This window comes from Variovorax sp. GW821-FHT09B01 (genome assembly GCF_059418345.1).
In genome coordinates this window covers 20,351-45,748 of record NZ_JBWKPQ010000004.1, presented here as the reverse complement: position 1 = coordinate 45,748, position 25,398 = coordinate 20,351, and the positions used below count along the sequence as shown (strand labels likewise).

Annotated in this window: 25 protein-coding genes; 10 read left to right on the top strand and 15 right to left on the bottom strand. The window is 70.5% G+C overall.

Annotated elements, in window-relative coordinates:
- Positions 1 to 126: 126 nt before the first annotated feature.
- The 7 genes from fahA to AC07RV_RS14650 are packed head-to-tail and all read right to left on the bottom strand — an operon-like array spanning position 127 to position 6,430.
- Complete coding sequence (gene fahA, locus AC07RV_RS14680) at positions 127 to 1,461, bottom strand: fumarylacetoacetase (RefSeq protein ID WP_296788567.1); 1,335 nt, start codon at positions 1,459 to 1,461, stop codon at positions 127 to 129.
- A gap of 13 nt (positions 1,462 to 1,474) precedes the next feature.
- Positions 1,475 to 2,281, bottom strand: coding sequence for a cyclase family protein (locus AC07RV_RS14675; RefSeq protein WP_093343754.1), 807 nt, complete (start codon positions 2,279 to 2,281; stop codon positions 1,475 to 1,477).
- Between the two features lie 56 nt (positions 2,282 to 2,337).
- Positions 2,338 to 3,123 carry an ABC transporter permease gene (locus AC07RV_RS14670; RefSeq protein ID WP_296788570.1) on the bottom strand — a complete coding sequence of 262 codons (786 nt, stop codon included), beginning with the start codon at positions 3,121 to 3,123 and terminating at the stop codon, positions 2,338 to 2,340.
- On the bottom strand, positions 3,120 to 3,890 hold the full coding sequence (locus AC07RV_RS14665) for an ABC transporter permease (RefSeq protein ID WP_203203582.1): 771 nt from the start codon (positions 3,888 to 3,890) through the stop codon (positions 3,120 to 3,122). Before AC07RV_RS14665 ends, AC07RV_RS14670 begins: the two co-directional genes overlap by 4 nt.
- Positions 3,883 to 4,740: an ABC transporter ATP-binding protein gene (locus AC07RV_RS14660; RefSeq protein ID WP_093343758.1), complete on the bottom strand. Its 858-nt coding sequence runs from the start codon at positions 4,738 to 4,740 to the stop codon at positions 3,883 to 3,885. The genes AC07RV_RS14665 and AC07RV_RS14660 overlap by 8 nt, the downstream gene beginning before the upstream one ends.
- Positions 4,737 to 5,681, bottom strand: a complete 945-nt coding sequence (locus AC07RV_RS14655; RefSeq protein ID WP_093343760.1) for an ABC transporter substrate-binding protein — start codon at positions 5,679 to 5,681, stop codon at positions 4,737 to 4,739. Before AC07RV_RS14655 ends, AC07RV_RS14660 begins: the two co-directional genes overlap by 4 nt.
- Complete coding sequence (locus tag AC07RV_RS14650; protein WP_296788579.1) at positions 5,678 to 6,430, bottom strand: TetR/AcrR family transcriptional regulator; 753 nt, start codon at positions 6,428 to 6,430, stop codon at positions 5,678 to 5,680. Before AC07RV_RS14650 ends, AC07RV_RS14655 begins: the two co-directional genes overlap by 4 nt.
- Positions 6,431 to 6,530: 100 nt before the next feature.
- On the opposite strand from AC07RV_RS14650, the gene AC07RV_RS14645 reads away from it, so the two are divergent.
- Positions 6,531 to 8,525, top strand: a complete 1,995-nt coding sequence (locus AC07RV_RS14645; protein ID WP_296788582.1) for an acetoacetate--CoA ligase — start codon at positions 6,531 to 6,533, stop codon at positions 8,523 to 8,525.
- 7 nt (positions 8,526 to 8,532) lie between these two features.
- Positions 8,533 to 8,994: a YbaY family lipoprotein gene (locus tag AC07RV_RS14640; RefSeq protein WP_296788584.1), complete on the top strand. Its 462-nt coding sequence runs from the start codon at positions 8,533 to 8,535 to the stop codon at positions 8,992 to 8,994.
- A 126-nt stretch (positions 8,995 to 9,120) separates the two neighbouring features.
- Here the strand turns inward: AC07RV_RS14640 and AC07RV_RS14635 are convergent, their stop codons facing one another.
- Positions 9,121 to 11,088 (bottom strand): adenylate/guanylate cyclase domain-containing protein, encoded by a 1,968-nt coding sequence (locus AC07RV_RS14635; RefSeq protein ID WP_296788586.1) that lies wholly within the window; start codon positions 11,086 to 11,088, stop codon positions 9,121 to 9,123.
- Positions 11,089 to 11,276: 188 nt separating this feature from the next.
- The gene (locus tag AC07RV_RS14630) at positions 11,277 to 12,077 is read right to left on the bottom strand and encodes a 2OG-Fe(II) oxygenase (RefSeq protein WP_444814049.1); all 801 of its coding nucleotides are present in this window, start codon (positions 12,075 to 12,077) and stop codon (positions 11,277 to 11,279) included.
- A 26-nt stretch (positions 12,078 to 12,103) separates the two neighbouring features.
- Between AC07RV_RS14630 and AC07RV_RS14625 the strand changes: the two genes are divergently transcribed.
- Both AC07RV_RS14625 and AC07RV_RS14620 read left to right on the top strand, forming a co-directional pair.
- Positions 12,104 to 12,451, top strand: coding sequence for a hypothetical protein (locus tag AC07RV_RS14625; RefSeq protein WP_296788590.1), 348 nt, complete (start codon positions 12,104 to 12,106; stop codon positions 12,449 to 12,451).
- Positions 12,448 to 13,233, top strand: coding sequence for a zeta toxin family protein (locus AC07RV_RS14620; RefSeq protein ID WP_296788592.1), 786 nt, complete (start codon positions 12,448 to 12,450; stop codon positions 13,231 to 13,233). Before AC07RV_RS14625 ends, AC07RV_RS14620 begins: the two co-directional genes overlap by 4 nt.
- A gap of 18 nt (positions 13,234 to 13,251) precedes the next feature.
- Here AC07RV_RS14620 and AC07RV_RS14615 read toward each other — a convergent pair whose 3' ends face one another.
- Entirely contained in the window at positions 13,252 to 14,184 is a 933-nt protein-coding gene (locus tag AC07RV_RS14615) for an AraC family transcriptional regulator (RefSeq protein WP_296788595.1), read from the bottom strand.
- A gap of 5 nt (positions 14,185 to 14,189) precedes the next feature.
- Positions 14,190 to 15,092 carry a LysR substrate-binding domain-containing protein gene (locus AC07RV_RS14610; protein ID WP_093343769.1) on the bottom strand — a complete coding sequence of 301 codons (903 nt, stop codon included), beginning with the start codon at positions 15,090 to 15,092 and terminating at the stop codon, positions 14,190 to 14,192.
- A gap of 176 nt (positions 15,093 to 15,268) precedes the next feature.
- Here AC07RV_RS14610 and AC07RV_RS14605 point away from each other — a divergent pair, with 176 nt between their 5' ends.
- The 3 genes from AC07RV_RS14605 to AC07RV_RS14595 all read left to right on the top strand — a co-directional run bounded on the left by AC07RV_RS14605 (position 15,269) and on the right by AC07RV_RS14595 (position 18,306).
- Entirely contained in the window at positions 15,269 to 16,468 is a 1,200-nt protein-coding gene (locus AC07RV_RS14605; protein ID WP_057592354.1) for an acyl-CoA dehydrogenase, read from the top strand.
- A gap of 151 nt (positions 16,469 to 16,619) precedes the next feature.
- Positions 16,620 to 17,852, top strand: a complete 1,233-nt coding sequence (locus AC07RV_RS14600; protein ID WP_203203593.1) for a CaiB/BaiF CoA transferase family protein — start codon at positions 16,620 to 16,622, stop codon at positions 17,850 to 17,852.
- Positions 17,853 to 17,865: 13 nt separating this feature from the next.
- Complete coding sequence (locus AC07RV_RS14595; RefSeq protein WP_296788602.1) at positions 17,866 to 18,306, top strand: VOC family protein; 441 nt, start codon at positions 17,866 to 17,868, stop codon at positions 18,304 to 18,306.
- On the opposite strand, the gene AC07RV_RS14590 is transcribed toward AC07RV_RS14595, so the two are convergent.
- Both AC07RV_RS14590 and AC07RV_RS14585 read right to left on the bottom strand, forming a co-directional pair.
- Positions 18,303 to 18,758, bottom strand: a complete 456-nt coding sequence (locus AC07RV_RS14590) for a CopD family protein (protein WP_296788605.1) — start codon at positions 18,756 to 18,758, stop codon at positions 18,303 to 18,305. The two genes, AC07RV_RS14595 and AC07RV_RS14590, sit on opposite strands and share 4 nt — an antisense overlap.
- A gap of 56 nt (positions 18,759 to 18,814) precedes the next feature.
- Complete coding sequence (locus AC07RV_RS14585; protein WP_296788608.1) at positions 18,815 to 19,783, bottom strand: LysR family transcriptional regulator; 969 nt, start codon at positions 19,781 to 19,783, stop codon at positions 18,815 to 18,817.
- Between the two features lie 138 nt (positions 19,784 to 19,921).
- On the opposite strand from AC07RV_RS14585, the gene AC07RV_RS14580 reads away from it, so the two are divergent.
- The 3 genes from AC07RV_RS14580 to AC07RV_RS14570 are packed head-to-tail and all read left to right on the top strand — an operon-like array spanning position 19,922 to position 23,833.
- Positions 19,922 to 21,259: a DUF3100 domain-containing protein gene (locus AC07RV_RS14580; RefSeq protein WP_296788611.1), complete on the top strand. Its 1,338-nt coding sequence runs from the start codon at positions 19,922 to 19,924 to the stop codon at positions 21,257 to 21,259.
- A 20-nt stretch (positions 21,260 to 21,279) separates the two neighbouring features.
- Positions 21,280 to 22,449, top strand: a complete 1,170-nt coding sequence (locus AC07RV_RS14575; protein ID WP_093343778.1) for a M20 aminoacylase family protein — start codon at positions 21,280 to 21,282, stop codon at positions 22,447 to 22,449.
- Between the two features lie 4 nt (positions 22,450 to 22,453).
- Complete coding sequence (locus tag AC07RV_RS14570; RefSeq protein WP_296788658.1) at positions 22,454 to 23,833, top strand: L-serine ammonia-lyase; 1,380 nt, start codon at positions 22,454 to 22,456, stop codon at positions 23,831 to 23,833.
- A 17-nt stretch (positions 23,834 to 23,850) separates the two neighbouring features.
- On the opposite strand, the gene AC07RV_RS14565 is transcribed toward AC07RV_RS14570, so the two are convergent.
- Both AC07RV_RS14565 and AC07RV_RS14560 read right to left on the bottom strand, forming a co-directional pair.
- Positions 23,851 to 24,450: a VOC family protein gene (locus AC07RV_RS14565; RefSeq protein ID WP_296788615.1), complete on the bottom strand. Its 600-nt coding sequence runs from the start codon at positions 24,448 to 24,450 to the stop codon at positions 23,851 to 23,853.
- Positions 24,447 to 25,322 carry a fumarylacetoacetate hydrolase family protein gene (locus AC07RV_RS14560; RefSeq protein WP_296788617.1) on the bottom strand — a complete coding sequence of 292 codons (876 nt, stop codon included), beginning with the start codon at positions 25,320 to 25,322 and terminating at the stop codon, positions 24,447 to 24,449. Before AC07RV_RS14560 ends, AC07RV_RS14565 begins: the two co-directional genes overlap by 4 nt.
- Positions 25,323 to 25,398: the final 76 nt, after the last annotated feature.

Sequence of the window (25,398 nt, the reverse complement as noted above, 5' to 3'; positions counted from 1 at the left end):
CGCCGGGCGCACGCGGGTGGCTGGGGGCGGTGCCGCACCCGCTTGCGAAATGGCTTGCCAGATCGACACCTGGATCGCCTCGGCGCGATCGCTCCTTCGCGGCAAGTCCATGGACCGCGCTCCGCTTCAGCCGCGCGCCGGCAGCACCGTGCCGCGGCTCTCGCCGAAGCCGATGCGCGCATGGCCGGGCTTCTCGCACCAGCCGCGCAGCAGCACGGCATCGCCGTCCTCGATGAAGCTGCGCTGCTCGCCGCTGTCGCCCAGCGGCACGGGCGTCTGGCCGCCGCGCGCGAGTTCGATGATGGCGCCGGCCTCGCCCTCGCCGGGGCCCGAGATGGTGCCGCTGCCGAACAGGTCGCCGGGGTTGAGCTGGCAGCCGCCCACCGTGTGGTGCGCCACCATCTGCGCCACGCTCCAGTACTGGTGGCGAAAGCTGGTGGACGACAGGCGCGACGGGCCGCGCTTCTCGGCGCGCGCCTTCTCGCTCTCGAGCCAGACCTCGAGCCGGATGTCGATCGCGCCGGCCTCGCGGTTGGCCGCATCCTCGAGGTAGGCCAGCGGCTGCGGATCGGCGGCCGCGCGCGTCCAGGGCTGGCGGTAGGGCGCGAGCGCTTCCATGGTCACGATCCAGGGCGAGATCGTGGTCGCGAAGTTCTTCGCGAGGAAGGGGCCGAGCGGCGCCATCTCCCAGAACTGGATGTCGCGCGCCGACCAGTCGTTGAGCAGGCAGATGCCGAAGATGTGTTGCTCCGCGTCCTCGAGTGCGATGGCCTCGCCGTGCGCATTGCCGGTGCCGATCCAGACGCCGAGCTCGAGCTCGTAGTCGAGCCGCGCGCAGGCCTGGTAGGTGGGCGCCTTCGCGCCCGGCGCCATCGCCTGGCCCATGGGGCGGCGGAACTGCTGGCCGCTCACGCCGATGGTCGACACGCGCCCGTGGTAGGCGATCGGGATCCAGCGGAAGTTCGAGGTCACGTCGCCGCCGGGGTTCAGCAGGCGCGTGATGTTGAGCGCATGGTCGATCGAGGTGTAGAAGTCGGTGTAGTCGCCGATGCGCGCCGGGATCGCGTACTCGGCCTCGGCCTGCGGCACCAGGCAGGCGCGCACGGCCTGCACCGCCGCCACCGGCGCATCGTTCTTCAGCAGCGCGAACAGCGCATGGCGCAGCGCCTGCCAGGCCGCGGAGCCGAGCGCGAAGAAGTCGTTGAGCGCGGGCTGCGCGGCGGCCGTGGCCGCTTCGAGCGCGAGGCCGTCGAGTTGCTGCGCCTGCACCAGCGCGGCCAGGTCGAGCACTTGGTCGCCGATCGCGACGCCGCCGCGAAAGGCTTCGCTGCCGCCGGCGCGGCGGAACACCGCATGCGGCAGGTTCTGGATCGGGAAGTCGCTGCTGTGGGTGGCCGTGGGGTTGGCCGATTCGACCCAGCTTCGGGCGTGGACGTCGTGCGTGTGGTTGAGCGTGTGCATGAAAGAGGATTCCTTAGACCGAGGCCATCAATGCATCGTCGAAGATCGCGACCGCGCGCGTCCAGCCGGCCGAGGCGCCGCGGATCTTGTGCGGGAAGCAGCTGATGAAGAAGCCCGTGGGCGGCAGCACCTCGAGGTTGTGCAGCTTCTCGATGTGGCAGTAGCCGATGTCGCGGCCGGCCTTGTGGCCTTCCCAGATCAGCGAGGCGTCGTGCGTCTCGCCGTACTTCTTCGCGGTGTGGACGAAGGGCGCGTCCCAGCTCCAGGCATCGGTGCCGGTGAGGCGCACGCCGCGCTCGAGCAGGTACATCGTCGCCTCGTAGCCCATGCCGGCGCCGGCCGAGACGTAGTCGGGGTTGCCGTAGCGCGAGCCGGCGCGCGTGTTGATCACCACGATCTCGAGCGGCTTGAGCGTGTGGCCGATGCGCTTGAGCTCGGCCTCGACATCGGCCGCGCGCACCACGTAGCCGTCGGCGAAATGGCGGAAGTCGAGCTTCACGCCGGGCTGGAAGCACCAGTCGAGCGGCACGTCGTGGATCGCGATCGCGGGCTTCTTCTCGCCCAGCGCCTTGTCCATGGTCGAGTGGAAGTGGTAGGGCGCGTCGAGGTGGGTGCCGTTGTGCGTGGACAGGTGCACCAGCTCGACCGCCCAGCCTTCGCCGTCGGGCAGGTCTTCCTTCTTGAGTCCGGGGAAGAAGGGCTCGATCTGTTCGTAGGTGTTCTCGTGCGTGAAGTACTGGATCTTCGGGCCGAAGGCCGGCGGGTCGGAGAGCACGTCGTTCTCCAGGAAGATCGAGAGGTCGACCAGTTTGCGTGGCATGGGTGGACTCCTTGTGGGGTGTTCGTTCGAGCGGAGGGAAGAGAAGGAAACGGAAATCAGGGCTGCTGCCAGCGCAGCAGGCGCCGTTCGGCCAGGGCCAGCAGCGCATTGCTCGCGAAGCCGATGAGCCCGAGCAGCACGATGCCGGCGAACAGCTCGCTGGCGCGGAAGGCGCGCGCGGCCAGCAGGATGGCCTGGCCCAGGCCGCTTTGCGAAGCGATCATTTCGCCCACCACTGCGACGATCAGCGCGATGGTCAGCGCGAGCCGCATGCCGGCCAGGATGTCGGGCATCGCATTGGGCAGGCCCATCTTCCAGACATAGGCCGCGCGCGACATCTGCAGGCAGCGCGCCACCTCGGCCAGGCGCGGCTCCACGGCCGCGAAGCCGTGCACCGTGGCCAGCAGCACCGGCCACATCGCGCCGAAGGCGACCACGAACAGCACCATGCCGGGGTTGAGCCCGAAGATCGAGATCGCCAGCGGCAGCAGCGCCGAGGCCGGCAGCGGGCGCACGAACTCCAGCGTGGGCTGGACCCAGGCACGCACCGCGGGCGAGACGCCGATGGCCGCGCCCAGCAGCACGCCGGCCAGCGAGGCGAGCAGCCAGCCCTGGGCCATGCGGCCCACCGTGGCGCCGGTGAACGCGAGCAGCTCGCCGCCGCCTTCGCCCGACAGGTTCAGCCCTTCGCGCAGGCTCGCGAAGGTGGCTTGCGGCGTCGGCAGGAACACGCGGCTGACCCAGCCCGCGTTGCTCGCGACCCACCACAGCGCGATCAGTGCCAGCAGCACGCCCAGCGCGCCGAATTGCTCCAGGCCCTTGCGTTCGGCGTGGCCGTTCATGACACGACTCCCATGCGGCGCGACACGCCGCGCTGCAGCCGCAGCATGGCCGCGTTGATCGCGAAGCCCACCACGCCGATCCAGCCCAGCCAGGCGAGCATCAGCGCGGGGTCGAAGCTCTGCTGCGCGATCATCATCGCGTAGCCCATGCCGTTGGGATTGGCCGCGATCTCCACCGTCACGGCCACCACCAGCGCCACCGCCACGCCGAGCCGCAGCGCGACGAACAGGCGCGGCACGATGGCCGGCAGCACGATCTTGAAGGCGCGCTCGCGCGCCGACAGGCCCAGCACGCGGCTGACCTCGAGCAGCCGCGGCTCGACCTGCTGCACCGCCGCCTGCACCAGCACCAGCAGCGGCCAGAAGGTGGCGAAGGCGACGATCGCGAGTTCCATGCGCACGCCGAAGCCGAAGCCCAGCATCGCGAGCGGGATCAGCGCGACCGAGGGCACGGGGCGCAGCACCTCGATGGTGACGGAGCCGAGCCGCGCCGCGCGGCGCGACAGCCCGAGCACCAGCCCCAGCGCGATGCCGAGCACCGCGCCCAGCAGCAGGCCCAGCGCGGCGGTGCCGAGCGTGAAGCCGGTGGCCTGCCACAGCGAGCCGTCGAGCGCGGCGCCGGCGAAGGCCCTGGCCGCGGCGCTCGGCGGCGCCAGCGCATCGCTGCCCAAGGCGGCCGCGCGGCGCGCATACCACTCGAAGGCGCCGATCAGCAGCGCCGGAAAGACCCAGGGCCGCAGCCCGCGCACGAGCCGGTTCTCAGTCATGGCCGTGCTCGATGAAGGCGAACAGCTCGCGCCGCAGCCGCAGGTAGTCGGGATGCTCCTTGGTCGTGAGCTGATCGCGCGGGCGCGGGATCTTCACGTCGATCATGCGCGCGAGGCTGGGCCGCCCGGGACCGGGGTTGGCCTGCAGCGCGATCACGCGGTCGCCGAGGTAGATCGCCTCCTCGAGGTCGTGCGTGACGAACAGCACCGTGAGGCCGTCCTCGCGCACCAGCCGCGCGAGCTCGTCCTGCAGGCTCTGCCGCGTCAATGCGTCGAGCGCGCCGAAGGGCTCGTCCATCATCATCAGCTCGGGCTTCTGCGCGAGGCAGCGCGCGATCTGCGCGCGCTGCTGCATGCCGCCCGAGAGCTGCACCGGAAACTTGTGGGCGTGCTTCGCGAGCCCGACCTTGGCGAGCACGTCGGCGATGCGCGGCGCGCGCTCGGCCACGGGCACGCCGCCGGCCTCGAGCGCGAGGCTCACGTTGCCCTCGACCGTGCGCCAGGGCAGCAGCGCGCGGCCGTAGTCCTGGAACACGAAAGCCACTTCGCGCGAGGGCTCGAGCATCTTCACGCCGTTGCGCCGCACCTCGCCCGCGCTTGCGGTGACCAGCCCGCTGGCCGCGCGCAGCAGCGTGGTCTTGCCGCAGCCGCTGGGGCCGACGATGCAGACGAACTCGCCGCGCGCCACGTCGAAGGAGGTGGGCGAGAGGATCTCGCGGCCGCCGAGGCGGATGGTCACGCCGTCGAAGCGCAGGAAGGGCGCGGCGTGCCGCGCGGGGCCGCTGCCCGGCAGCGCGGCGCCCGACGACAGCGCGCTGCGCGCCAGGTTGGGAACGGGCGTCGCGATCATTTGGCCACCAGCTTCGCGACGTCGATGTCCGAGCGCAGCATGCCCTGCTCCTTCATCAGGCCGGTCCAGTAGGCGAGCTGCTTCTCGCTCGCCACCGGGCCCGGCGGCGAGATCTGGATCTTCGCGAGCACGTCGGCCGGCAGCCGGGTGTACTTGCCGATCGAGGCGCGCAGCTTCGCTTCGTTCTTCGGCTGCTGCATGAAGGCCGCGGCCTCGACCAGCGCCTCGCGGAAGGCGCGCGCCGCTGCCGGGTTCTTCGCCACCCATTCGCGCTTGGCCGCGTGCACGATGGTCAGGTTGTTGTCGGGCAGGAAGGTCGAGTAGTACGAGGCCACGTAGCCCGCGCCGCTGTCGGTGATGCGGGTCATGAACGGATCGGTCGAAACCACGGCATCGACCGAGCCGCCGCGCAGCAGGTCGGCATGCTGCGGGAAGGCGGCCTCGACGAAGTTGACCTTGCGGTGGTCGACGCCGCTGTCCTTGAGCCAGGCGCGGAAGGTCACGTGCAGGAAGGCGCCCAGGCCCGGCACGCCGATCTTCCTGCCCACGCAGTCCTGCGCGCTCTTGATGCCGCTGCCCGCGCGCGCCACCAGGCCCGCGCCCGTGATGGTCTTCGAGGTGAGGCCGCCGCCGGCCACCACCACCAGGTCGAGGCCGCCGTCGACCGCCTGCAGGAACACCGAGGGCGTGGGGCCGCCGAGCTGCAGCGAGTCGGACTGCAGCGCCGCGGGAATGGTGGAGTTGAGCGGGATGAACTTGAGCTCGACCTCGAGGCTGCGCTTCTTGAAATAGCCTTCGTCGGCTGCCACGAACACCGAGGCGAAGTCGGTCACGGCCGTGTAGCCGAACACGATCTTCGTCAGGGGCTGAGCGCGCGCGGGCAATGCGGCGGCCGCCGATGCCGCGGCCAATGCCGACAGCAGGGTGCGTCTCTTCATCATGGTTTTTCTCTCCTGAGGGGTGCTTTCTTCTGGGGTGACTTGGCGCTCTTCGGCCGCGGCAGCGCATGGCGCAGGCCGCCGACGATGAAGTTCACGAGCATCGGCGCCATGGCCGGATCGCCGGGCGTGTTCTCGCCGCGCGACAGGCGCGCGATGCGGCTGCTGTTCAGGTGATTCATGAGCGCGCCGAGCGCGAACTGGTAGCCCCAGGCGACCTCGCCGCGCGTGGCATGCGGCAGCACGACGTGCAGCGCATCGATGAAGGCCTCGGCCAGCGGATCGAAGTAGGCGCGCAGCACGCGGTCGGCCTCTTCGGTGGTGTTGGCGAGTTCGCGCGCCACCAGCAGCGCGTAGTACTCGCCCTCGGGGCTCGCGCGCAGCGCCAGCACCGGCGTGGTGAAGGCCTCGATGATGCGCGGCAGCGTGCGCGCGTCGTCGGGGTCGAGGTTCACCGCCGCCAGCCCCGCGAGGCGCGCCTCGATCGAGGGGGCCCAGTGCTCGAAGATGGCGTGGAACAGCTCGTGCTTCTGGCCGTGGTAGTAGCCCACCAGCGCCAGCGGCACGCCGGCCTCCTCGGCGATCTGGCGGATCGTCACCGCGTGGTAGCCGTGCTGCGCGAACAGCTTCTCGGCCGCCAGCAGGATCGCCTGCCTGCGGTCGGGCCGTGCCGTCTCGATGGCGACAGCGGCGGCGGACGATGCGCTCGGGCGCGCGGCGCGGCGCTTGGCGGTGGGTGTGCGGGTGCTCATGGAGGCGTATTGAACACTTGTACAAAAATGTTGAACACGCGTACAAACCCTGAGGTCAACCCCTCTTGAGCGCACTCCGTCACGGCGCTACGCTCGCTCCATGCCCGCTCCCAACATCCCCCAGATCCGCCTCTATCAAGACTGGCTGCGCGAGACGCGCGGCCTCGCTTTCGACAACTACGACGCCCTGTGGCGCTGGTCCGTCACCGAGCTCGATGCCTTCTGGCAGAGCATCTGGGACTACGCCCGCATCGAGTCGCCCACGCCGCACACGGCCGTGCTCGCCGAGTCGCGCATGCCGGGTGCGCGCTGGTTCCCCGGGGCCCAGGTCAACTATGCGCGCGAGGTGTTGCGCCACGTCGACGCGGCCCATGCGGCCGGCATGCCCGCCATCGTCAGCGACAACGAACGCGGCGAGGTGCGCGAGCTGTCGTGGCCCGAGCTGCGGCGCCAGGTCGCGTCGGTCGCGCTCACGCTGAAGTCGCTCGGCGTGAAGCGCGGCGACCGCGTCGCGGCCTACATGCCCAACGTGCCCGAGACCATGGTGGCCTTTCTCGCCTGCTCGAGCATCGGCGCGATCTGGAGCGTGTGCGCGCCCGACATGGGCACGGCCGCCGTGGCCGACCGCTTCCGCCAGATCGAGCCCGCCTTGCTGATCGCGGTCGACGGCGTGCACTACGGCGGCAAGCCGCTCGACCGCAGCGCCGTGCTGCAGGAACTGCGCGACCAGCTGCCGAGCGTGCGGCGGCTGCTGCTCGTGCCCTCGCCCCACGCCGCGGGCCAGGTGGCGCACGACGTCGACTGGGCCCGGGCCACCGCGCGCGACGACGCCGAGGTCGCGGCCTTCGAACCCGAATCGCTGCCCTTCGACCATCCGATCTGGATCGTCTACTCGAGCGGCACCACCGGCCTGCCCAAGCCCATCGTGCACGGCCAGGGCGGCATCATCCTCACCATGCATGCCTGCGGCCTGCACAACGACGTGGGCGCGAGCTACGGCGCCAACAACTTCGGCGAGCGCTACCACTGGTACAGCTCCACCGGCTGGGTGATGTGGAACTCGCAGCTCTCGGGCATGGCCTTCGGCGCCACCATCTGCATCTACGACGGCAACCCGGCCGGCAGCAAGGAGAAGCCCGACTGGGGCGTGCTGTGGCGCTTCGTCGCGCGCCACGAGGTCACTTTCTTCGGCGCGGGCGCGGCCTACTTCAGCAACTGCATGAAGGCCGGGCTGGTCGCGAAGGACTGCGGCGACCTCTCGCGCGTGCGCGCGCTCGGCAGCACCGGCTCGCCGCTGCCCGAGGAGGTGCAGCGCTGGGGCACGCAGCAGATCCTCGATGCGGGCTCGAAGGACGTGTGGTGGTGCAACATCTCGGGCGGCACCGATTTCTGCGGCGCCTTCGTCGGCGGCCACCGTGAGCTGCCCGAGGTGCCGGGCCAGATGCAGTGCCGCGAGCTCGGCCATGCGGTCGAGGCCTGGAACGAGCAGGGCCAGCCGGTGATCGGCGAGGTCGGCGAGCTGGTCTGCACCCAGCCCATCCCGTCGATGCCGCTCTACTTCTGGGGCGACGAGGGCAACGCGCGCTACGTCTCGAGCTACTTCGACACCTACCCCGGCGTCTGGCGCCACGGCGACTGGATCCGGATCGGCAACGACGGCGGCTGCATCATCTACGGCCGCAGCGACGCCACCATCAACCGCCAGGGCCTGCGCATGGGCACCAGCGAGATCTACAGCGCGGTCGAGGGCCTGCCCGAGGTGCTCGACTCGATGGTGGTCGACCTCGAGTACCTGGGCCGCGAGAGCTACATGCCGCTGTTCGTGGTGCTGCGCCCCGGCGTCGCGCTCGACGATGCGGTGCGCGCGCGGCTCAACCATGCGATCAAGACCTCGCTGTCGCCGCGCTTCGTGCCCAACGACATCTTCCAGGTGGCCGAGATCCCGCGCACGCTCTCGGGCAAGAAGCAGGAGCTGCCGATCAAGAAGCTGCTGCTGGGCCAGCCGATCGAGAAGGTGGTGAACCGCGAGGCGATGGCCAATCCCGGCAGCCTCGACTGGTACGTGGCCTTCGCGGCGCAGCGCGCGTCCGTATGATGGCGCGATGCTTTCCAGACGCAACGTATTCCTTCTCGCGATCGCCACCGGCGTGGCCGGCGCCGCGCTCCTGAGTGCCTGCGCGGCCTCCTCGCCGTCGGCGCCTTCGGCCTCGGCCGCGCCGCTCGTCGTGAGCGGCACCGTGAGCTACCGCGAGCGCATCGCGCTCGATCCCGCCGCCGAGGTGCGCGTGCAGCTGCTCGACGTCTCGCGCATGGACGCGCCCTCGGTCGTGCTGGCCGAGCAGCGCATCCGCGCCGACGGCCGCCAGCCGCCGTTCGCCTACACGCTGCAGGTCGACGCGGCGCGCATCGATCCGCGCATGCGCTACGCCGTGGCGGCGCGCATCGTGCGCGGCGAGCAGCTGCTGTTCATCAACGACACGCAGTACAGCGTGCTCACGCAGGGCCAGGGCACGCGCGCGGACCTGGTGCTGGTGCGCGTGACGCCCGCGCCGCCGCCGCGCTGAGCCTCGCGAGGTGTGAAGAAACCGTAGCGAGCGCCCCGAGGTCGCGCCGAGGACCGGAGCCGTACCTTGTACGGTGAGGACCGCAGGTGCGAGATCGGGGGGCGTAGCAGGTTGATTCACACCTCGTCAAGCCAGCAGCTCGTAGAGCACCATCTTCGTCTGCCGGCCGCGCAGCTCCACCTGCTCCTCGACGCGGCGCGTCGCGAGCCGGCCCTTGATCCCGGCATGGGTCACTTCCGACACCAGCAGCTGGGTGCCGAGCTGCTTGTTGATGCCCTCGATGCGGCTCGCCACGTTGATCACGTCGCCGAAGGCCGTGTACGACAGCCGGTCGTTCGAGCCCAGCACGCCCGCGATCACCATGCCGGTGTGGATGCCCACGCGGGTGCGGAACTCGGGCAGCGCCTGGCTGTGCCACTGGCGGTTGAGCGCGCGCATCTCGGCCTGCAGCTCGAGCGCCGCGAGGCAGGCCTTGTACTCGGCATCGGGCAGGTCGGCGGGCGCGCCCCACAGCACCATGATCCCGTCGCCGATGAACTTGTCGATCACGCCGCCATGGCGCGCGAACACGCGCGCCGCGAGGTTGAAGTAGTCGGTGAGCTGGCCCACCAGCACGGCCGGCGGCATCGACTCGGAGATGCTCGTGAAGCCCTCCACGTCGGTGAACATCACCGTCACGCGGCGCGGCGAGCCGTTGGGCGCGAGCGCATGGCCCTGCGCGATGAGCTGGTTGATCACGTCCACCGGCACGAACTTGCTGAAGGCCTTGAGGCTGCGCGCCGACTCGTCGAGCGCCTGGTCGAGATGCTGGATTTCGAGAACACGGCTCGGCTCGCGCGGCAGGCTGTCGAGCTCGAGCATGCCGATGCGGCGTGCGATGCGTGACAGGTTCTCGACCGGCGCCGTCACCAGCTTCGACAGCCGCAGCGAGATTGCGAGTGCCACCGCGAGGAAGCCCAGCACCAGCAGCATCGACCACAGCACCGCACGGCGCAGGTCGCCGAGCAGCGCGTCCTCGGGCACCCAGCTCACCAGTTCCCAGCCGGTGATCTCGATGCGCGAGGTCTGCGCCAGGTAGCGCCGCCCTTCGTGGCGGAACGAGAAGGCGGTGTCGGCCGCGTGGCCCGCGGTGCCGTCGTCCACCATGTGCTGGTGCAGTTCGCCGAGCACGCCCGTGGGCGCCTCGAGCTGGTGCCGCACGCCCGGCATGTCGCTGCGCGCGAGCACGCGGTGGTCGGCCGACAGCAGCGCGCTGCCGCCGAAGCCGCTGCTGCTGAACTGGCGCACGAAGTCCGAGAGCCGGCCCAGCGACACGTCGCCGGCCACCACCAGCGCCTGCGGATTGCCGTCGGCGTAGCGGCGCCGGCTCGGCAGCGCGTAGGTCACGCCGAGTTCCTGCGCGGCCGCGAAGACATAGGGCTGCGTCCACACCGGTCCCTTGGCCGCGCGGGCCCCGATGTACCAGCTGCGCGTGCGCGGGTCGTAGTCGCTCTGGAAGGCCTCGAGGCGGATCGTCTGGTAGCGCTGCTGCGGCTCGGCATCGACCTCGAGCGGGCGCTTGTACTGCCAGGTCTCGGTGGTGATGCCGCGCTCGGGCGCGATGTGGCGGATCGCCGGCGCGGGATAGCGCAGCGCCATCAGCATCTGGCCCTCGTCGTTCGCGACGTAGAGGCTGTCGAGCTCGGGCGACTGCTGCAGCATGGTCCAGAGCATCTCGGCCGTCCATTCGCCCTGTTCGCCCGCGGGCCGCAGGCTCGGTGTGCCGGCGACCGCGCCGACCACCGACTCGGCCTTCGAGAGGAAGGCGTTCACCTTGTCCTCGGTGCGGTCGTGGTTCGACTTGTGGGCCGACACCCCGATGCGCGAGACCAGCCGCTGCGAACCCCAGTAGCCGAGCGAGACCAGCAGCAGCGATTGCGTGAGCGCGACCACGCTCACGATGGTGCCCACGTCGACCCGGAAGTGACGGGTGCGGCGCCGCGAAGGCGCCGGGTTCGAGGCGAAGCCGAAGGTCCATGGCCGTGTGACAGACGCGGTCGCTTCGGAAGACGGCCGCGCGGCCGGGTCCGGCGCGCCGGACGGATATCTGTTCATACTGCTCCCTGTCTGCCCAAGCGCATCCGCGGCCGGAGGGCCACGGATCGGCAGCCGGCGGTCTCGCTGTCCGATCAGTGCGTCGGAAATGCTGGCGAGTGCCGGATGCGGGGCGGATTCTCGCTCCACTCCCTCGAAGCGGGCGAAAGCTGTGCCTGGACAGTCGGAGATTCGGCGACGCCGCGCGCCTACTGGGCGTCGTGGAAGATCAGCCCCAGCGTCTGGCGCCGGCCCGAGCGCACGCGGCTCACGCCATGGCGCATCGTCACGCGGTAGCTGCCGCGCGTGCCCGCCACGGGCCGCTGGTTGACCGCGAAGATCACGGCCTCGCCCTGCGCGAGCGGCACCACCTCGGCGCGCGACTGCATGCGCGGGCGCTGCTCGGTCAGCACGAACTCGCCGCCCGTGAAGTCCTCGCCGGGCCGGCTCAGGAGCACCGTGAGCTGCAGCGGGAACTGCAGTTCGCCGTACAGGTCCTGGTGCAGGCAGTTGTAGTCGCTCTCGTCGTAGCGCAGCAGCAGCGGCGTCGGCCGTTGCTGGCCGGCCGCGTGGCAGCGCGCGAGGTAGTCCGCGTGCGCGGCGGGATAGTCCGCCGGCAGGCCCATCGCCCCGGCCCAGGCATTGGCCAGCGGCGCGAGCCGTTGGTAGAGCGCGGCGCGCCACGCCGCGACCGGCTCGGGCAGCGGATAGGCGAGGTACTGGTACTCGCCCTGGCCGAAGCCATGGCGCTGCATCACCACGCGGCTGCGGAAATGTTGTGGTTCGTCGTACATCGCGGCCAGCGCCGCGCACTGGCGCGGACCGAGCAGGCGGCCGGTGGTGGCGCAGCCGCGCGCGGCGAGGTCGGCTTCGATGCGGGGCCAGTCGAGCGCATCGATCACGGAAGCGGGAGAAGGCATGGGGCGAGTGTGGCGCGGCCGGCGGGCGCGGGCTCGCCGTTTCCGGACGCGGCTTTCGACACGGTTTTGCCGTTTCCTTGCGGCAGGCATCCGGCCTTTTGAGCGATCATCCGCCCATGGCGCGCGAAAAACCCATTTCACACGAGAACCCGGCCGGGCAATTGGTGCAGGGACGTTCCGTTGCCGCGCTGGGACGCGGCATGGCATTGGTCAAGGTCGGCAAGTCGCCGCGTCCGGTCGTTCGTCCCGAAGACAAGACCACGGTGCTGTTGAAGAAGGCGGCTCGCGCACTCGGCAAGCCCGGCATCGATCGGTCGGAAGTCTTTCGTGGGCCGAACGCGGCCAAGGTCTACGCCTATTCCGCCTACCCCCAGGACCTGAGCAAGGTCGTGCGCGAAGCGGCCGATGGCACCAAGGTCATCGGCCGCATGGTCGATGGCAGGTTCCGCGCCAGCAAGGCGTGAGTCGCCGCCCACCCCGGCTCGAGAAGCTGCTGGCGCAGACGCAGGGGCCGCGTCCGGTGGCGTTCGTGCTGGCTGGCCACAACGGGTCCGGCAAATCGACGCTCTGGTATTCGCGCCTCGCGGAATCGCTGCGCATGCCGTTGGTCAACGCCGACCGCATGATGATGTCCATCCTGCCGGATGCCGACCCGCTCACGGGGCGCATCCCGACGTGGGCCGAACGCCTGCGCGACGATGACGAGCGGTGGCAGGCGCTGTCCCAGAAAGGCGTGCGCGCCTTCAAGAGCCTGGTGATGGACCAGCGCATGCCCTTCGCATTCGAGACGGTCTTCTCCCACTGGAAGCCGCTGCCCGGCGGCGGTCACGCGTCGAAGGCGGACGACATCCGTGCCATGCAGGAGGCGGGCTATTTCGTCGTGCTGCTCTTCGTCGGACTGGTCTCGGTCGACCTGTCCGTCTTTCGCGTGAGCACGCGCAAGCAGCAAGGCGGCCACGATGTGGAGCGCAAGAAGTTGATCGAGCGTTTTCCACGCACGCAGGCGGCGGTCGGGCACGCGACGCAGATCGCGAACATGACGCTGATGTTCGACAACAGCCGCTCGGAAAAGAACGCCTTCGCGCTGGTGCGCGCCCAGGCGAAGAAAACGGTGTTGTTCGATGCGCGGGACCCTCAATTCGACGTGGACCCCGAGCTTCGAGCGGTTTGCGATCCGTGGCTCGAGAGAATCACGGGACCGTTCAAGCCACCCCGTGCCCGGCGACCGAAGACAGCCGTGCGTTGATTCCGGATCGGGAATGCCTCAGAGCGGCGCGATCGGAATGCAGATGTCGCACTCGAAGGCGTGCGTGTTGTCGTCGTAGGCGTAGCTCGCCGCGTAGTGCTCGAAGGCCGGCCGGTTGTCGAACTGGAAGCCGCTGCCCGGCAGCCAGTCGCGCAAGAGGCGGGTCCAGGCCGTGTTGATCTCGGCCGGCAGGCCGTGGAAGCGCAGCGCCGCATAGCGCCCGCCCGGCAGCACGGTCTTCTGGAAGCCGCCATCGGGCACGAAGTCTTCGGGCACCTCCACGCAGGCGTCGTAGCGCGACTGCTCGGGCGGCGTGATGCTCGGGTCGTCGTGGCTGATGCCGTAGCGCGCGCCCGACCACAGCCGGTGCCGCGTGATCCAGGGCGCCACCTGCTCGCCCCAGAACGCGCCCACGGGCGCGCCGAAGGGGCCGACATAGCGCAGGTAGGCGATGGTGACGGGCGGGCGGATGATCAGTTCGACGTTCATGGGGGGCTCCGGGGAAGCGGCGCCGTCGGGATCGCGGCGCGGACCGGGCCCATTCTTCGTGAAGCCGTGCAGTTCGATCTGATCGGGATTGCTGTTCGCCTCGGGCAGCAGCGACCAGTCGTGGGCCGCGCGCCAGCTGCTGGGCGCGCTGCCGAAGCGCGCGCGGAAGGCGCGCGAGAAGGCCTCGCCCGAGCCGAAGCCGACCGACACCGCGGCCTCGAGCACCGACAGCCGCGGCTGCGTCGCGAGCCGCAGCGCGGCGACCTCGAGCCGGCGCCGGCGCACGTAGTCGCCCAGCGTCTCGCCGGCCCAGGCCGCGAACAGGCGGTGGAAATGGAAGGCCGAGAAATGCGCGACGTCGGCCAGCTCCGCGAGGTCGAGCGGCCGCTCGAGGTGGTCGTCGATGTGCGTCACCACCTTGTGCATGCGCCACTCGTATTCGGACCGGCTGTCGCGCGGCATCGGCTTCAACCCTCGCGGGCCTGCGCGAGCAGCCAGTCGCTGAAGAACTTCAGCAGCGGCCGCTGGTCGGCGCGCTCGGGCGTCACGAGGTAGTAGGCGCGCTCGCCCGCGAGCGGCCGCGGGCAGGCCACCACCAGCTCGCCGCGCGCGAGCTCGTCGGCCACCAGCATGGTCGGCATCAGCGCCACGCCCAGGCCCTGCGAGGCGGCCGCGGCCAGGATCGAGAACAGCTCGTAGCGCGGGCCGCCGCGCGCATTGGGCGCGTCGACCTGCTGTGCATCGAACCACTGGCGCCAGCCATCGGGCCGCGTGCTCTGCTGCAGCAGCGGCATGTGCGCGATGGCCGTGGGCGAGACCGGCTTGCCGCGCGGCAGCAGCGCGGGGCTGCAGACCGGCACCACGTCCTCCTGCATCAGCGGCAGCGCATGCGTGCCGGCCCAGTTCTGCACCTGCGCCACCGTGCCCGCGTAGAGCGCGGCGTCGAACTCCGCGTCGGCGAACAGGAAGGGCCGGGTGCGCGTCTCGATGTGCACCACCACGTCGGGCTGCAGCGCCGCGAAGCCCTTGAGCCGCGGCATCAGCCAGCGCGTGGCGAAGGTGGGCACGGCCGCCAGCGACAGCGAGCCGCCCTCGCCCTGGTGCGCCATCGCGTCGAGCGTGTCGCGCTCCATCGCCTCGAGCCGCTTCGCGGTCTGCCGCGCATAGGCCGCGCCGCTCGCGGTCAGCGCCACGCCGTGGCGCGTGCGGCGGAACAGCGCCACGCCGAGGAAGGCCTCGAGCGTGCCGATCTGGCGCGACACCGCGCTCTGGGTGAGCGCGAGTTCCTGCGCGGCGCGCGTGTAGCTCTCGTGGCGCGCGGCCGCGTCGAAGCACACGAGGGTCTGCAGGGGCGGGATCTTGCGGCGCATGTATGCCGCGAGTGTATGACTGGCGCAGGGCTTTCATCAATGAAAGCACGGCTCCGGCAACGCCCAAGACATTCTGGATCCGCATATCTGGGTGAGGATTCATCGTTTGCGCCGCGCCCCCTGCCTCGCTAGGATCGCCCGATCCCCCTCTTTTCCCCTTTTCCGGAGACAGCCGCATGGCCGCCAAAGCTTCCTTCCACTGGGACGACCCCTTCCTGCTCGACCAGCAGCTCACCGACGACGAGCGCATGATCCGCGACGCGGCCAATGCCTACTGCCAGGAGCGCCTGGCACCGCGCGTGCTCGAGGGCTTCCGCACCGGCGAGACCGATCCGGCGATCTTCCGCGAGATGGGTTCGCTGGGCCTGCTGGGCCCGACGATCCCCGAGCAGTACGGCGGCCCCGGCCTCAACTACGTGGCCTACGGCCTGATCGCGCGCGAGGTCGAGCGCGTCGATTCGGGCTACCGCTCGATGGCCAGCGTGCAGAGCTCGCTGGTGATGGTGCCGATCTTCGAATTCGGCACCGAAGGCCAGAAGCAGAAGTTCCTGCCCAAGCTCGCCACCGGCGAATGGATCGGCTGCTTCGGCCTCACCGAGCCCGACCACGGCTCCGACCCCGGCAGCATGGCCACGCGCGCCAAGAAGGTGCCGGGCGGCTACGCGCTCACCGGCAGCAAGATGTGGATCAGCAACTCGCCGATCGCCGACGTGTTCGTGGTCTGGGCCAAGGAAGTCAGCGAGAGCGGCGCCGTCGGCCCGATCCGCGGCTTCGTGCTCGAGAAGGGCATGAAGGGCCTGAGCGCCCCGGCGATCCACGGCAAGGTCGGCCTGCGCGCCAGCATCACCGGCGAGATCGTGATGGACAACGTGTTCTGCCCCGAGGAGAACGCCTTCCCCGAGGTGCAGGGTCTCAAGGGTCCGTTCACCTGCCTCAACAGCGCCCGCTACGGCATCTCGTGGGGCGCGCTCGGCGCCGCCGAGGACTGCTGGCACCGCGCGCGCCAGTACACGCTGGACCGCAAGCAGTTCGGCCGCCCGCTGGCCGCCAACCAGCTGATCCAGAAGAAGCTGGCCGACATGCAGACCGAGATCTCGCTGGGCCTGCTGGGCAGCCTGCGCCTGGGCCGCATGAAGGACGAAGGCACGGCCGCGGTCGAGATCACCTCGATCATGAAGCGCAACAACTGCGGCAAGGCCCTCGACATCGCCCGCCTGGCGCGCGACATGATGGGCGGCAACGGCATCAGCGACGAATTCGGCGTGGCGCGCCACCTCGTGAACCTCGAGGTCGTGAACACCTACGAAGGCACGCACGACATCCATGCGCTGATCCTCGGTCGCGCGATCACGGGCATCGCCGCGTTCGCGAACTGAAGCCAGACATGGACTTCCGGACGCAGAGGACGCGAAGGATTCGCGAAAGACGCGAAGGGAAGTCCATCTTCCTTGAAATGAATCTTTTGCGCCCTTCGCGGAACCTTCGCGTTCTTCGCGTCCGGGCAGCCCGAATTCCAACCGCATCGCCATGACCCAAGCAGCCCTCGACGGCATCAAGGTTCTCGATCTGTCCCGCGTGCTCGCGGGCCCGTGGTGCACGCAGATCCTCGCGGACCTGGGCGCCGATGTCGTCAAGATCGAACGTCCCGGCGTCGGCGACGACACCCGCACCTGGGGCCCGCCCTTCGTGAAGGACGCGAACGGCAACGACAGCGACCAGGCCAGCTACTTCACCGCCTGCAACCGCAACAAGCGCTCGGTCACCATCGACATGGCCACGCCCGACGGCCAGGCGCTGCTCAGGCAGATGGCGGCGCAGGCCGACGTGGTGGTGGAGAACTTCAAGACCGGCGGCCTGAAGCAGTACGGCCTCGACCAGGAGACGCTGCGCCGCGCCAACCCGCGGCTCATCTACTGCAGCGTCACCGGCTTCGGCAACGACGGCCCCTATGCCGAGCGCGCGGGCTACGACCTGATGATCCAGGCCATGACCGGCATGATGAGCATCACCGGCCGCCCCGACGGCGAGCCCGGCGGCGGTCCGCTGCGCGTGGGCGTCGCGCTCACCGACATCTTCACCGGCGTCTACGCGAGCACCGCGATCCTCGCCGCGCTGCAGGTGAGGCACCGCACCGGCGAAGGCCAGCACATCGACATGGCGCTGCTCGACGTGGGCATGGCGATCCTCGCCAACCAGGCCAGCGCCTTCCTCAACACCGGCAAGGCGCCGGCGCGCCAGGGCAACACCCATCCGAGCCTCGCGCCCTACCAGGACTTCCCGACGCTGGACGGCGCGATGCTGCTGGCGATCGGCAACAACGGCCAGTTCGCGCGTTTCTGCGAGGCCGCGGGCCAGCCCGGCTGGGCCAGCGACGCGCGCTTCGCGACCAACACGCTGCGCGTGAAGCACCGCGGCGTGCTGATCCCGATGATGGAGGAGCTCACGCGCACGCGCACCACGGCCGACTGGGTCGCGCTGCTCGAGGACAAGGCCGTGCCCTGCGGCCCGATCAACGACATCGCGCAGGCCTTCGACGATGCGCAGGTCAAGGCGCGCGGCCTCGCGGTCACGCTGCCGCGCGACGCGGGCGACGGCATCGCGGCCATCACCGGCGTGGCGAGCCCGCTGCGCCTGTCGGCCACGCCGCCGGTGCTGCGCCGCGCGCCGCCCGCGCTGGGTCAGCACACGCGCGAGGTGCTCGCCGAGATGGGCATCGATGCGGCGCGCTTCGAGGCATTGCGCGCCTCGGGCGTGGTCTGACACACTGGCGGGCATGACCCGCCCGCACGATCCTTCCGATGCCGCGCCGTTCGCGCTGCGGCGCATCGATCACCTGGTGCTGCGCGTGCGCGATGCCGAGCGCGCCATCGCCTTCTACGTCGGCGTGCTCGGCTGCACGGTCGACAAGCGGCGCGACGACCTCGGCCTGGTGCACCTGCGCGCGGGCGAGAGCCTGATCGACCTCGTCACGCACGACGGCAAGCTGGGCCGCGCGGGTGGCGCGCTGGCCGGCCGCGAGGGCCGCAACCTCGACCACCTGTGCCTGCGCATCGAGCCCTTCGACGAGGCCGCGATCCGCGAGCGCATGGCGAGCCATGGCGTCGAGGTCGATGGCGAGGTGCAGAACAACTACGGGGCCGAGGGCACGGGGCCCTCGATCTACCTGCGCGACCCCGACGGCAACGGCGTCGAGCTCAAGGGGCCAGCGGTCTAGCCGCGCCCCAGCACCGCCACCGCAAACACCGCCACGCCCAGCACAAGGTTCAGGCTCACGAGCTTGCGCACCAGGTCGAGCCGGCCCGCGGCCACCGGCCAGGCGCCGTCGTCGACCGCGCGCCGCATCGCGCGGAACACCGAGGCGCGGATGTAGACGTAGATCGCGGCCATCAGGATCGCGATGCCCATCATCGCCTCGACGCGCCAGTGCACGCCGCGGAAGCCGCCCGTGGTCAGGATCATCGCCACGCCCGTCACGAACAGCAGCGTGACCGAGGCATCGACCCCGACGAAGAAGCGCCGCAAGGTCGCGGCCATCATGCGCAGGCGCAGCGGCGGCTCGAGCGTGGCGACGGCGGCCGGGCGCACCGCGAAGTGCATGAGGGCCATGCCGCCGACCCAGAAGGCGGCGCACAGCAGGTGGACGAAGAGCGGGAGCAGGTAGGACATGGGAGGCGATCAGACCACCGAAGCCCGCCGCGCGCAACGATCTCCCCGCGCCTTCCTCAAGCGGTGGCCGCGCGCGTGCGCGGTGCCGGCTTGCGGGCCTTGGTCGGCCCGGTGTCGGCGTAGCGCTTCATGTCGCGCACCACGCAGCGCAGCAGCTCGGCCGCGGCCGGCGACAGCAGGCGCCCGTGGCGCGACACGATGTGCGAGCGGCCCTGCGACAGCAGCGGGTTCTTCATCGGCAGCTCGATCAGCTCGGGATGGTCGGCATTCGGCGTCAGCGAGATCCGCGTGCCCAGCGTGTAGCCGAGCCCGGCCGAGACGAAATGGCCGAGCGCGCTGAACGAGGTGGTGGTCAGCAGCGAGGGCAGCCGCACGCCCTCGCTGATCTCGGCCGCCTCGATGTGCTGGCGCACGCCGAAGTTGCGGTGCAGCGTGGCGCCCGGGTAGGGCAGCAGGTCGGCGAGCTTGAGCGGGCGGCCCAGCTGCGCGAGCGGGTGCGAGCGCAGCACCAGCGCCTGGATCGGCTGCGGATGCGACTGGTGCGAGGTCAGCCGCTCGTCGCGCGGCGGCTGGAACAGCATGCCGATGTGGGCGCGCTCCTCGACCACGCGGCGCACGATTTCGTCGGTGCTGGCCACGTCGAGGTCGATGGTGATCCCCGGATGCGTGGTCATGAACTCGCGCAGGCTGTGGCGCATCAGCCAGTCCACATAGCCCTCGCCCACCACGATGTCGATGTGGCCGCGCTCGATCTTGCGGATGCTGTCCATCTGCGCCATCAGGTGCTGCTTCTGGCTGTTCTGCCGGCGCACGTAGCCGGCCAGCATCTCGCCCGCGTCGGTGGGCACCACGCCGCGGCCATGGCGCTCGAGCAGCGGCACGCCGCACTCCTGCTCGAGGATGCCGATCGCGCGGCTGACGGCCGAGGGGTCCATGTCGAGCACGTCGGCCGCGCCGCGCACCGAGCCGCTGTCGAGCACCTGCATGAAGTAGCGCACGCGGCGCGTGTCGAGCCTGTCGTCCATGCCCGGTCTCCTGAGTGTTGCATTCAATGCATCGAATATCCCGATTTGCGGTCATTGATGCAATAGGCCTACATGGAGAAACTCGCCGCCATCCGCCAGCAAAGGCTTCACCCACGGCTCCAGACCGACGCCCCACCCATGACCTCCGCCGCCTCCGTTCCCGTCACGGCCGCGCCTTCCGGCGCTTCCGGAAAACTCAAGCTCGCGGCCGTCACGCTGGCCATCGTGGCCGCGGCCGAGCTGGTCGGCCCGGTGCAGTTCAGCGTCGGCCCCGGCAAGGTGGCGCTGCTGCCGATGCTGTGGGCGCTGCTGATCGCCGCGGTCTGGGGCATCGCGCACCGCCGCGTGCCGGGCGTGGCGCGCGTCGCCACCGCCGAGCAGTCCTTCGCGGGCGGCCTGCTCAACGCGGGCCTGCTGCTGTTCGTGGTGAAGCTGGGCCTCACGGTCGGCGCCGCGCTGCCGCAGGTCAAGCAGGCCGGCTGGGCGCTGCTGTTCCAGGAGTTCGGCCACGCACTGGGCACGTTGGCCCTCGGCCTGCCGCTGGCGCTGCTGCTGGGCATCAAGCGCGAGGCCGTGGGCGCCACCTTCTCGGTGGGGCGCGAAGGCAACCTGGTGATCATCGGCGAGAAGTACGGCATGGCCTCGCCCGAGGGCCGCGGCGTGCTGGCCGAATACATCACCGGCACCGTGCTGGGCGCGCTGTTCATCGCGGTGCTGGCGGGCTTCATCGCCAGCCTGCACGTCTTCGATCCGCGCTCGCTGGCCATGGGCGCCGGCGTGGGCTCGGGCAGCCTGATGGCGGCCGCGCTGGGCGCCATCGCCGCGCAGCAGCCGGCCGAGATGCTGCCGCAGCTCACGGCCATCGCGGCCGCCTCGAACCTGCTGACCACGGTCGCGGGCTTCTACTTCACGCTGTTCCTCTCGCTGCCGCTGTGCTCGTGGCTCTACGGCAAGCTCGAGCCGGTGCTGGGCCGTTTCTCGAAGCGCGGCGCGCCCGATGCGGGCACCGCCGCCGTGTCGCAGGTCAGCGTGGCGCACGGTGGCGCGCTGCCGCTGCGCGACACGCTGATCGCCTGGGCCGTGGTGGGTGGCGGCGTGCTGATCGGCAATTCGCTGACCTACAAGGTGCCACCGCTGGTCTCGCTCGAGGGCATGCTGGCCGTGGTGGCGATCGCGCTCGCCGTCGAGGGCCTCAAGCGCCTGGTGCCGCGGCTGCCGATGGTGCTGGTGCTGTCGGTGGTGGCCACGGTGGTGGGCATCCCGGGCCTGCTGCCGTTCTCCGACGCGCTGATCGCGCTCACCGCCAAGCTCAACTTCCTGGCCTTCACCACGCCGGTGCTCGCGCTGGCCGGCTTCTCGGTCGCGAAGGACCTGCCGGTGTTCCGCCAGCTCGGCTGGCGCATCGTGGTGGTGTCGCTGACCGCCACCGCCGGTACCTTCCTCGGCGCGACCCTGATCGCCGAATTCTTCCACTGACCCCCCGAGAGAACCCCACCATGTACCGCGACCCCGAAATCGCCGAAGACACCCGTGCGCGCATGCAGGCCTGGCGCCGCGACATCCACGCCAATCCCGAGACCGCGTTCGAGGAGCACCGCACCGCCAACGTGGTCGCCAACGCGCTGATGCTGATGGGCCTGCCGGTGCACCGCGGCCTGGCCGGCACCGGCGTGGTCGGCACGCTGAAGAATGGCGACGGCCCGAGCATCGCGCTGCGCGCCGACCTCGACGCGCTCAACATGCAGGAGCTGGGCACGCAGGCCCATGCCTCGAAGTGCGTGGGCAAGATGCACGCCTGCGGCCACGACGGCCACACCGCGATGCTGCTGGGCGCGGCCGAGCACCTGTCGCGCCACAAGCCCTTCAAGGGCACGGTGCACTTCGTGTTCCAGCCGGCCGAGGAGAACGAGGGCGGCGGCCGCGTGATGGTCGAGGAAGGCCTGTTCGACCAGTTCCCCGCCGATGCCGTCTACGGCATGCACAACTTCCCGAGCCTGCCGCGCGGCCGCTTCGCGATCCGCAAGGGCACCATGACGGCCTACCTCGACACCTTCGAGATCGTGGTCACCGGCAAGGGCAGCCACGGCGCCATGCCCGAGACCGGCATCGACTCGGTGGTGGTCTCGGCGCAGCTCATCAACGCGCTGCAGACCATCGTGAGCCGCCGCACCGGCGCCACCGACTCGGCCGTGGTCAGCGTCACGCAGATCCACGGCGGCGACACCTGGAACGTGATCCCCGAGACCGTGGTGCTGCGCGGCACCGTGCGCACGCTCGACGCCGCGATCCAGGACAAGACCCAGGCCGCGATGCAGCAGATCTGCGAGGGCGTGGCCGCCACCCACGGTGCGAAGGTGGCGCTCGACTACCGCCGCGGCTATCCGGGCGTGGTCAACACGCCGGCCGAGACCGATGCGGCGATCGCCGCGGCCGCCAGCCTGGTCGAGCGCGAACAGGTGCTGACCGACATCCCGCCGGCCATGGGCTCGGAGGACTTCGCCTTCATGCTGCAAAAGCGTCCGGGCGCCTACATCGGCATCGGCGCGGGCGAGGGCCCGAACGATCCGAACGTGCACAACCCCTACTACGACTTCAACGACAACATCCTGCCGCTGGGCGCGGCCTACTGGGTGGCACTGGTCAAGCAGCAGCTTCCGGCCGCATGATGCGCTGATGCTGTCCGCCTTCGACATCTTCAAGATCGGCATCGGGCCCTCGAGCTCGCACACCGTGGGCCCGATGCGCGCGGCGCTGCTGTTCGCGCGCTCGCTCGAACGGCAGGGCCTGCTCGAGCGCGTCGCGCGATTGCGCGTCGACCTGTTCGGCTCGCTCGGCGCCACCGGCCACGGCCATGCGACCGACCAGGGCGTGATCCTCGGCCTGTTCGGCGACGCCCCCGACACGGTGCGGCCCGAGACCGTGCAGCCGCGGCTCGAGACGCTGCGCCGCGGCGGCACGCTGATGCTGCTGGGCACCACGCCGATCGCCTTCGACCGCGTGCGCGACATCGTGTTTCGCGGCGAGGAGTCGCTGCCCGAGCATCCCAACGCCATGCGCTTCACCGCCTTCGCCACCGACGATGCGGTGCTCGCCGAAGGCCGCTATTTCTCGGTTGGCGGCGGCTTCGTCGTCGAGGGCGGCCAGGCCGTGGCGCAGACCGCGGCGGTGGCGGTGCCGCATCCGTTCTCGACGGGCGACGAACTGATGGCGCAATGCCGGGAGAACGGCCTCTCGGTGGCCGCGCTGGTGCTGCGCAACGAATGCGCCTGGCGCCCCGAAGCCGAGGTGCGCGCGGGCCTGCTGCGCATCTGGGGCGTGATGCAGCAGTGCGTGCAGCGCGGCTTCGGCATCGACAACCCGCTGGCCGCCCAAGCGCTGCCCGGCCCGCTGCGCATGCGCCGGCGCGCGGGCGAGCTGCACCGCGAGCTGCTGGCGCAGGCCGGCGCGGCCGATCCGCTCGCGGCCATGGACTGGGTCAATGCCTTCGCGATGGCCGTGAACGAGGAGAACGCGGCCGGCGGTCGCGTGGTGACCGCGCCCACCAACGGCGCGGCCGGCGTGGTGCCGGCCGTGATGCACTACTACCAGCGCTTCGTGCCGAATGCGAGCGACGCGGGCATCGTCGACTTTCTGCTCACGGCCGCGGCGATCGGCATGCTCTACAAGACCAACGCCTCGATCTCGGGCGCCGAGGTCGGCTGCCAGGGCGAGGTCGGCGTGGCCTGCTCGATGGCGGCCGGCGCGCTGGCCGCGGTGCTCGGCGGCACGCCGGCGCAGGTCGAGAACGCGGCCGAGATCGGCATGGAGCACAACCTCGGCCTGACCTGCGACCCGGTCGGCGGCATGGTGCAGATCCCCTGCGTGGAACGCAATGCGATGGGCGCGGTGAAGGCCATCAACGCGGCGCGCATGGCGCTGCGCGGCGACGGCAGCCACTACGTCTCGCTCGATGCCGTGATCCGCACCATGAAGCAGACCGGCGAGGACATGAAGTCGACCTACAAGGAGACCTCGCTCGGCGGGCTCGCGGTCAATGTGGTGGAGTGCTGAGCCCGCCTCGCACCTTGTCAGGGCACGAACATGTCCCACGGCCCCTTGCCTACTGGCAGGCCGGGCCGCGCGGTCAGCGAGGCCAGCGGCTCGCCGGCCTCGAAGCGCGCGGCCAGGTCCGCGGGGTCGAACACCACGCCCATGAAGTTCTCGGCATAGGCGCCGCCCGCGAAGAAGGCATCGACCTCGGCGGCGGTCTCGAACACGTCGTGCTGCAGCTCGAGCCGGTGGCCGTCGGGGTCGCGGTAGTACATCGAGATCGTCGGCCCGTGGTTGATGCACCAGTAGGGCACGATGCCGAGCGCGGCCAGCCGCCGGTGGTTGGCGAGCAGCGCGGCCAGCGAGCCGTAGGTGAAGGCGATGTGCTCGAGCCCGGTGTTCGCATCGGCCTCGCGGCCCAGGTCGGGGCGCGCGATCAGGCCGATGCGGTGGTGCTCGTCGTCGTAGCTCAGGAAGCACAGCATCTCGTTCTCGAAGGCCACGCGCGCCTGCAGCACCGCGAGGTACCAGGCGCGCGAACGCGCGAGCTCGGCCACGCGCAGCACCACGTGGGCGAGCTTGACGGGCCGCAATTCGGAAGAGGCGAGGTCGGGCAGGGCGCGCTTGGGGTCGTTCATCGGGCGGTCTCCAGGGGTTCTTGCACCACGCGGTTCTCGATGTGGCCGATGCCCTCGATCTCCACGCGCACCACGTCGCCCGCCACCAGGTAGCGCGGCGGATCCATCAGGCCGCCGACACCCGCGGGGCTGCCGGTGCTCAGCACGTCGCCGGGCTCGAGGGTGAAGGCGGTCGTGAGTTCGACCAGCATGGCCTCGATGCGATGGATCATCTGGGCGGTGTTGCCGTCCTGGCGCAGCTCGCCGTTGACCCAGGTACGCAGCCGCAGCGCATGCGGATCGGCGATCTCGTCGCGCGTCACCAGCCAGGGGCCGAAGGGGCCGTGGGTGTCGAAGGACTTGCCCAGGGTGTGCGTGGGCGCGCGCAGCTGCCAGTCGCGCACGCTCATGTCGTTGATCACGACGTAGCCCGCGACCATGGCCATCGCCTCCTCGGCCCGCACATGGCGGCAGCGCCGGCCGATGACCACGCCGAGCTCGCCCTCGTAGTCGAACTGCGCCGACACGCGCGGCCGGTGCACCTCGTCGAAGGGGCCGGCCACGCACGACACCTGCTTGTTGAACCACACCTGTCCCGGTGGCCGTGTCAGGCCCAGCTTCGCGGCCTCCTCGAGGTGCGAGGCGTAGTTGCCGCCGAGGCCGAGGAACTTGCGCGGCTCGGGCACCGGCGCCGTGAGCTTCACATCGGCCAGCGGCAGGCGCGGTGCCGCCTCGATGGCCGCGCGCAGCCAGGCCAGGCCCTCGTCGCCGCGCGCCAGCAGCTCGCGCACGCCGGCCGGCGCGCCGGGCAGGGCGCTGGCGTCGAGCACCTCGTCGTTTCGGACCACGCCGAAGCGAAGGGCACCGCGGTGATGGAAGCTGGCGATTTTCATGGGCGTGGACATTGACCGAGAAGAGGCGATCGATGATGCTGATGGAACGAAACGACAACAATCCGCCGAAAAAGAA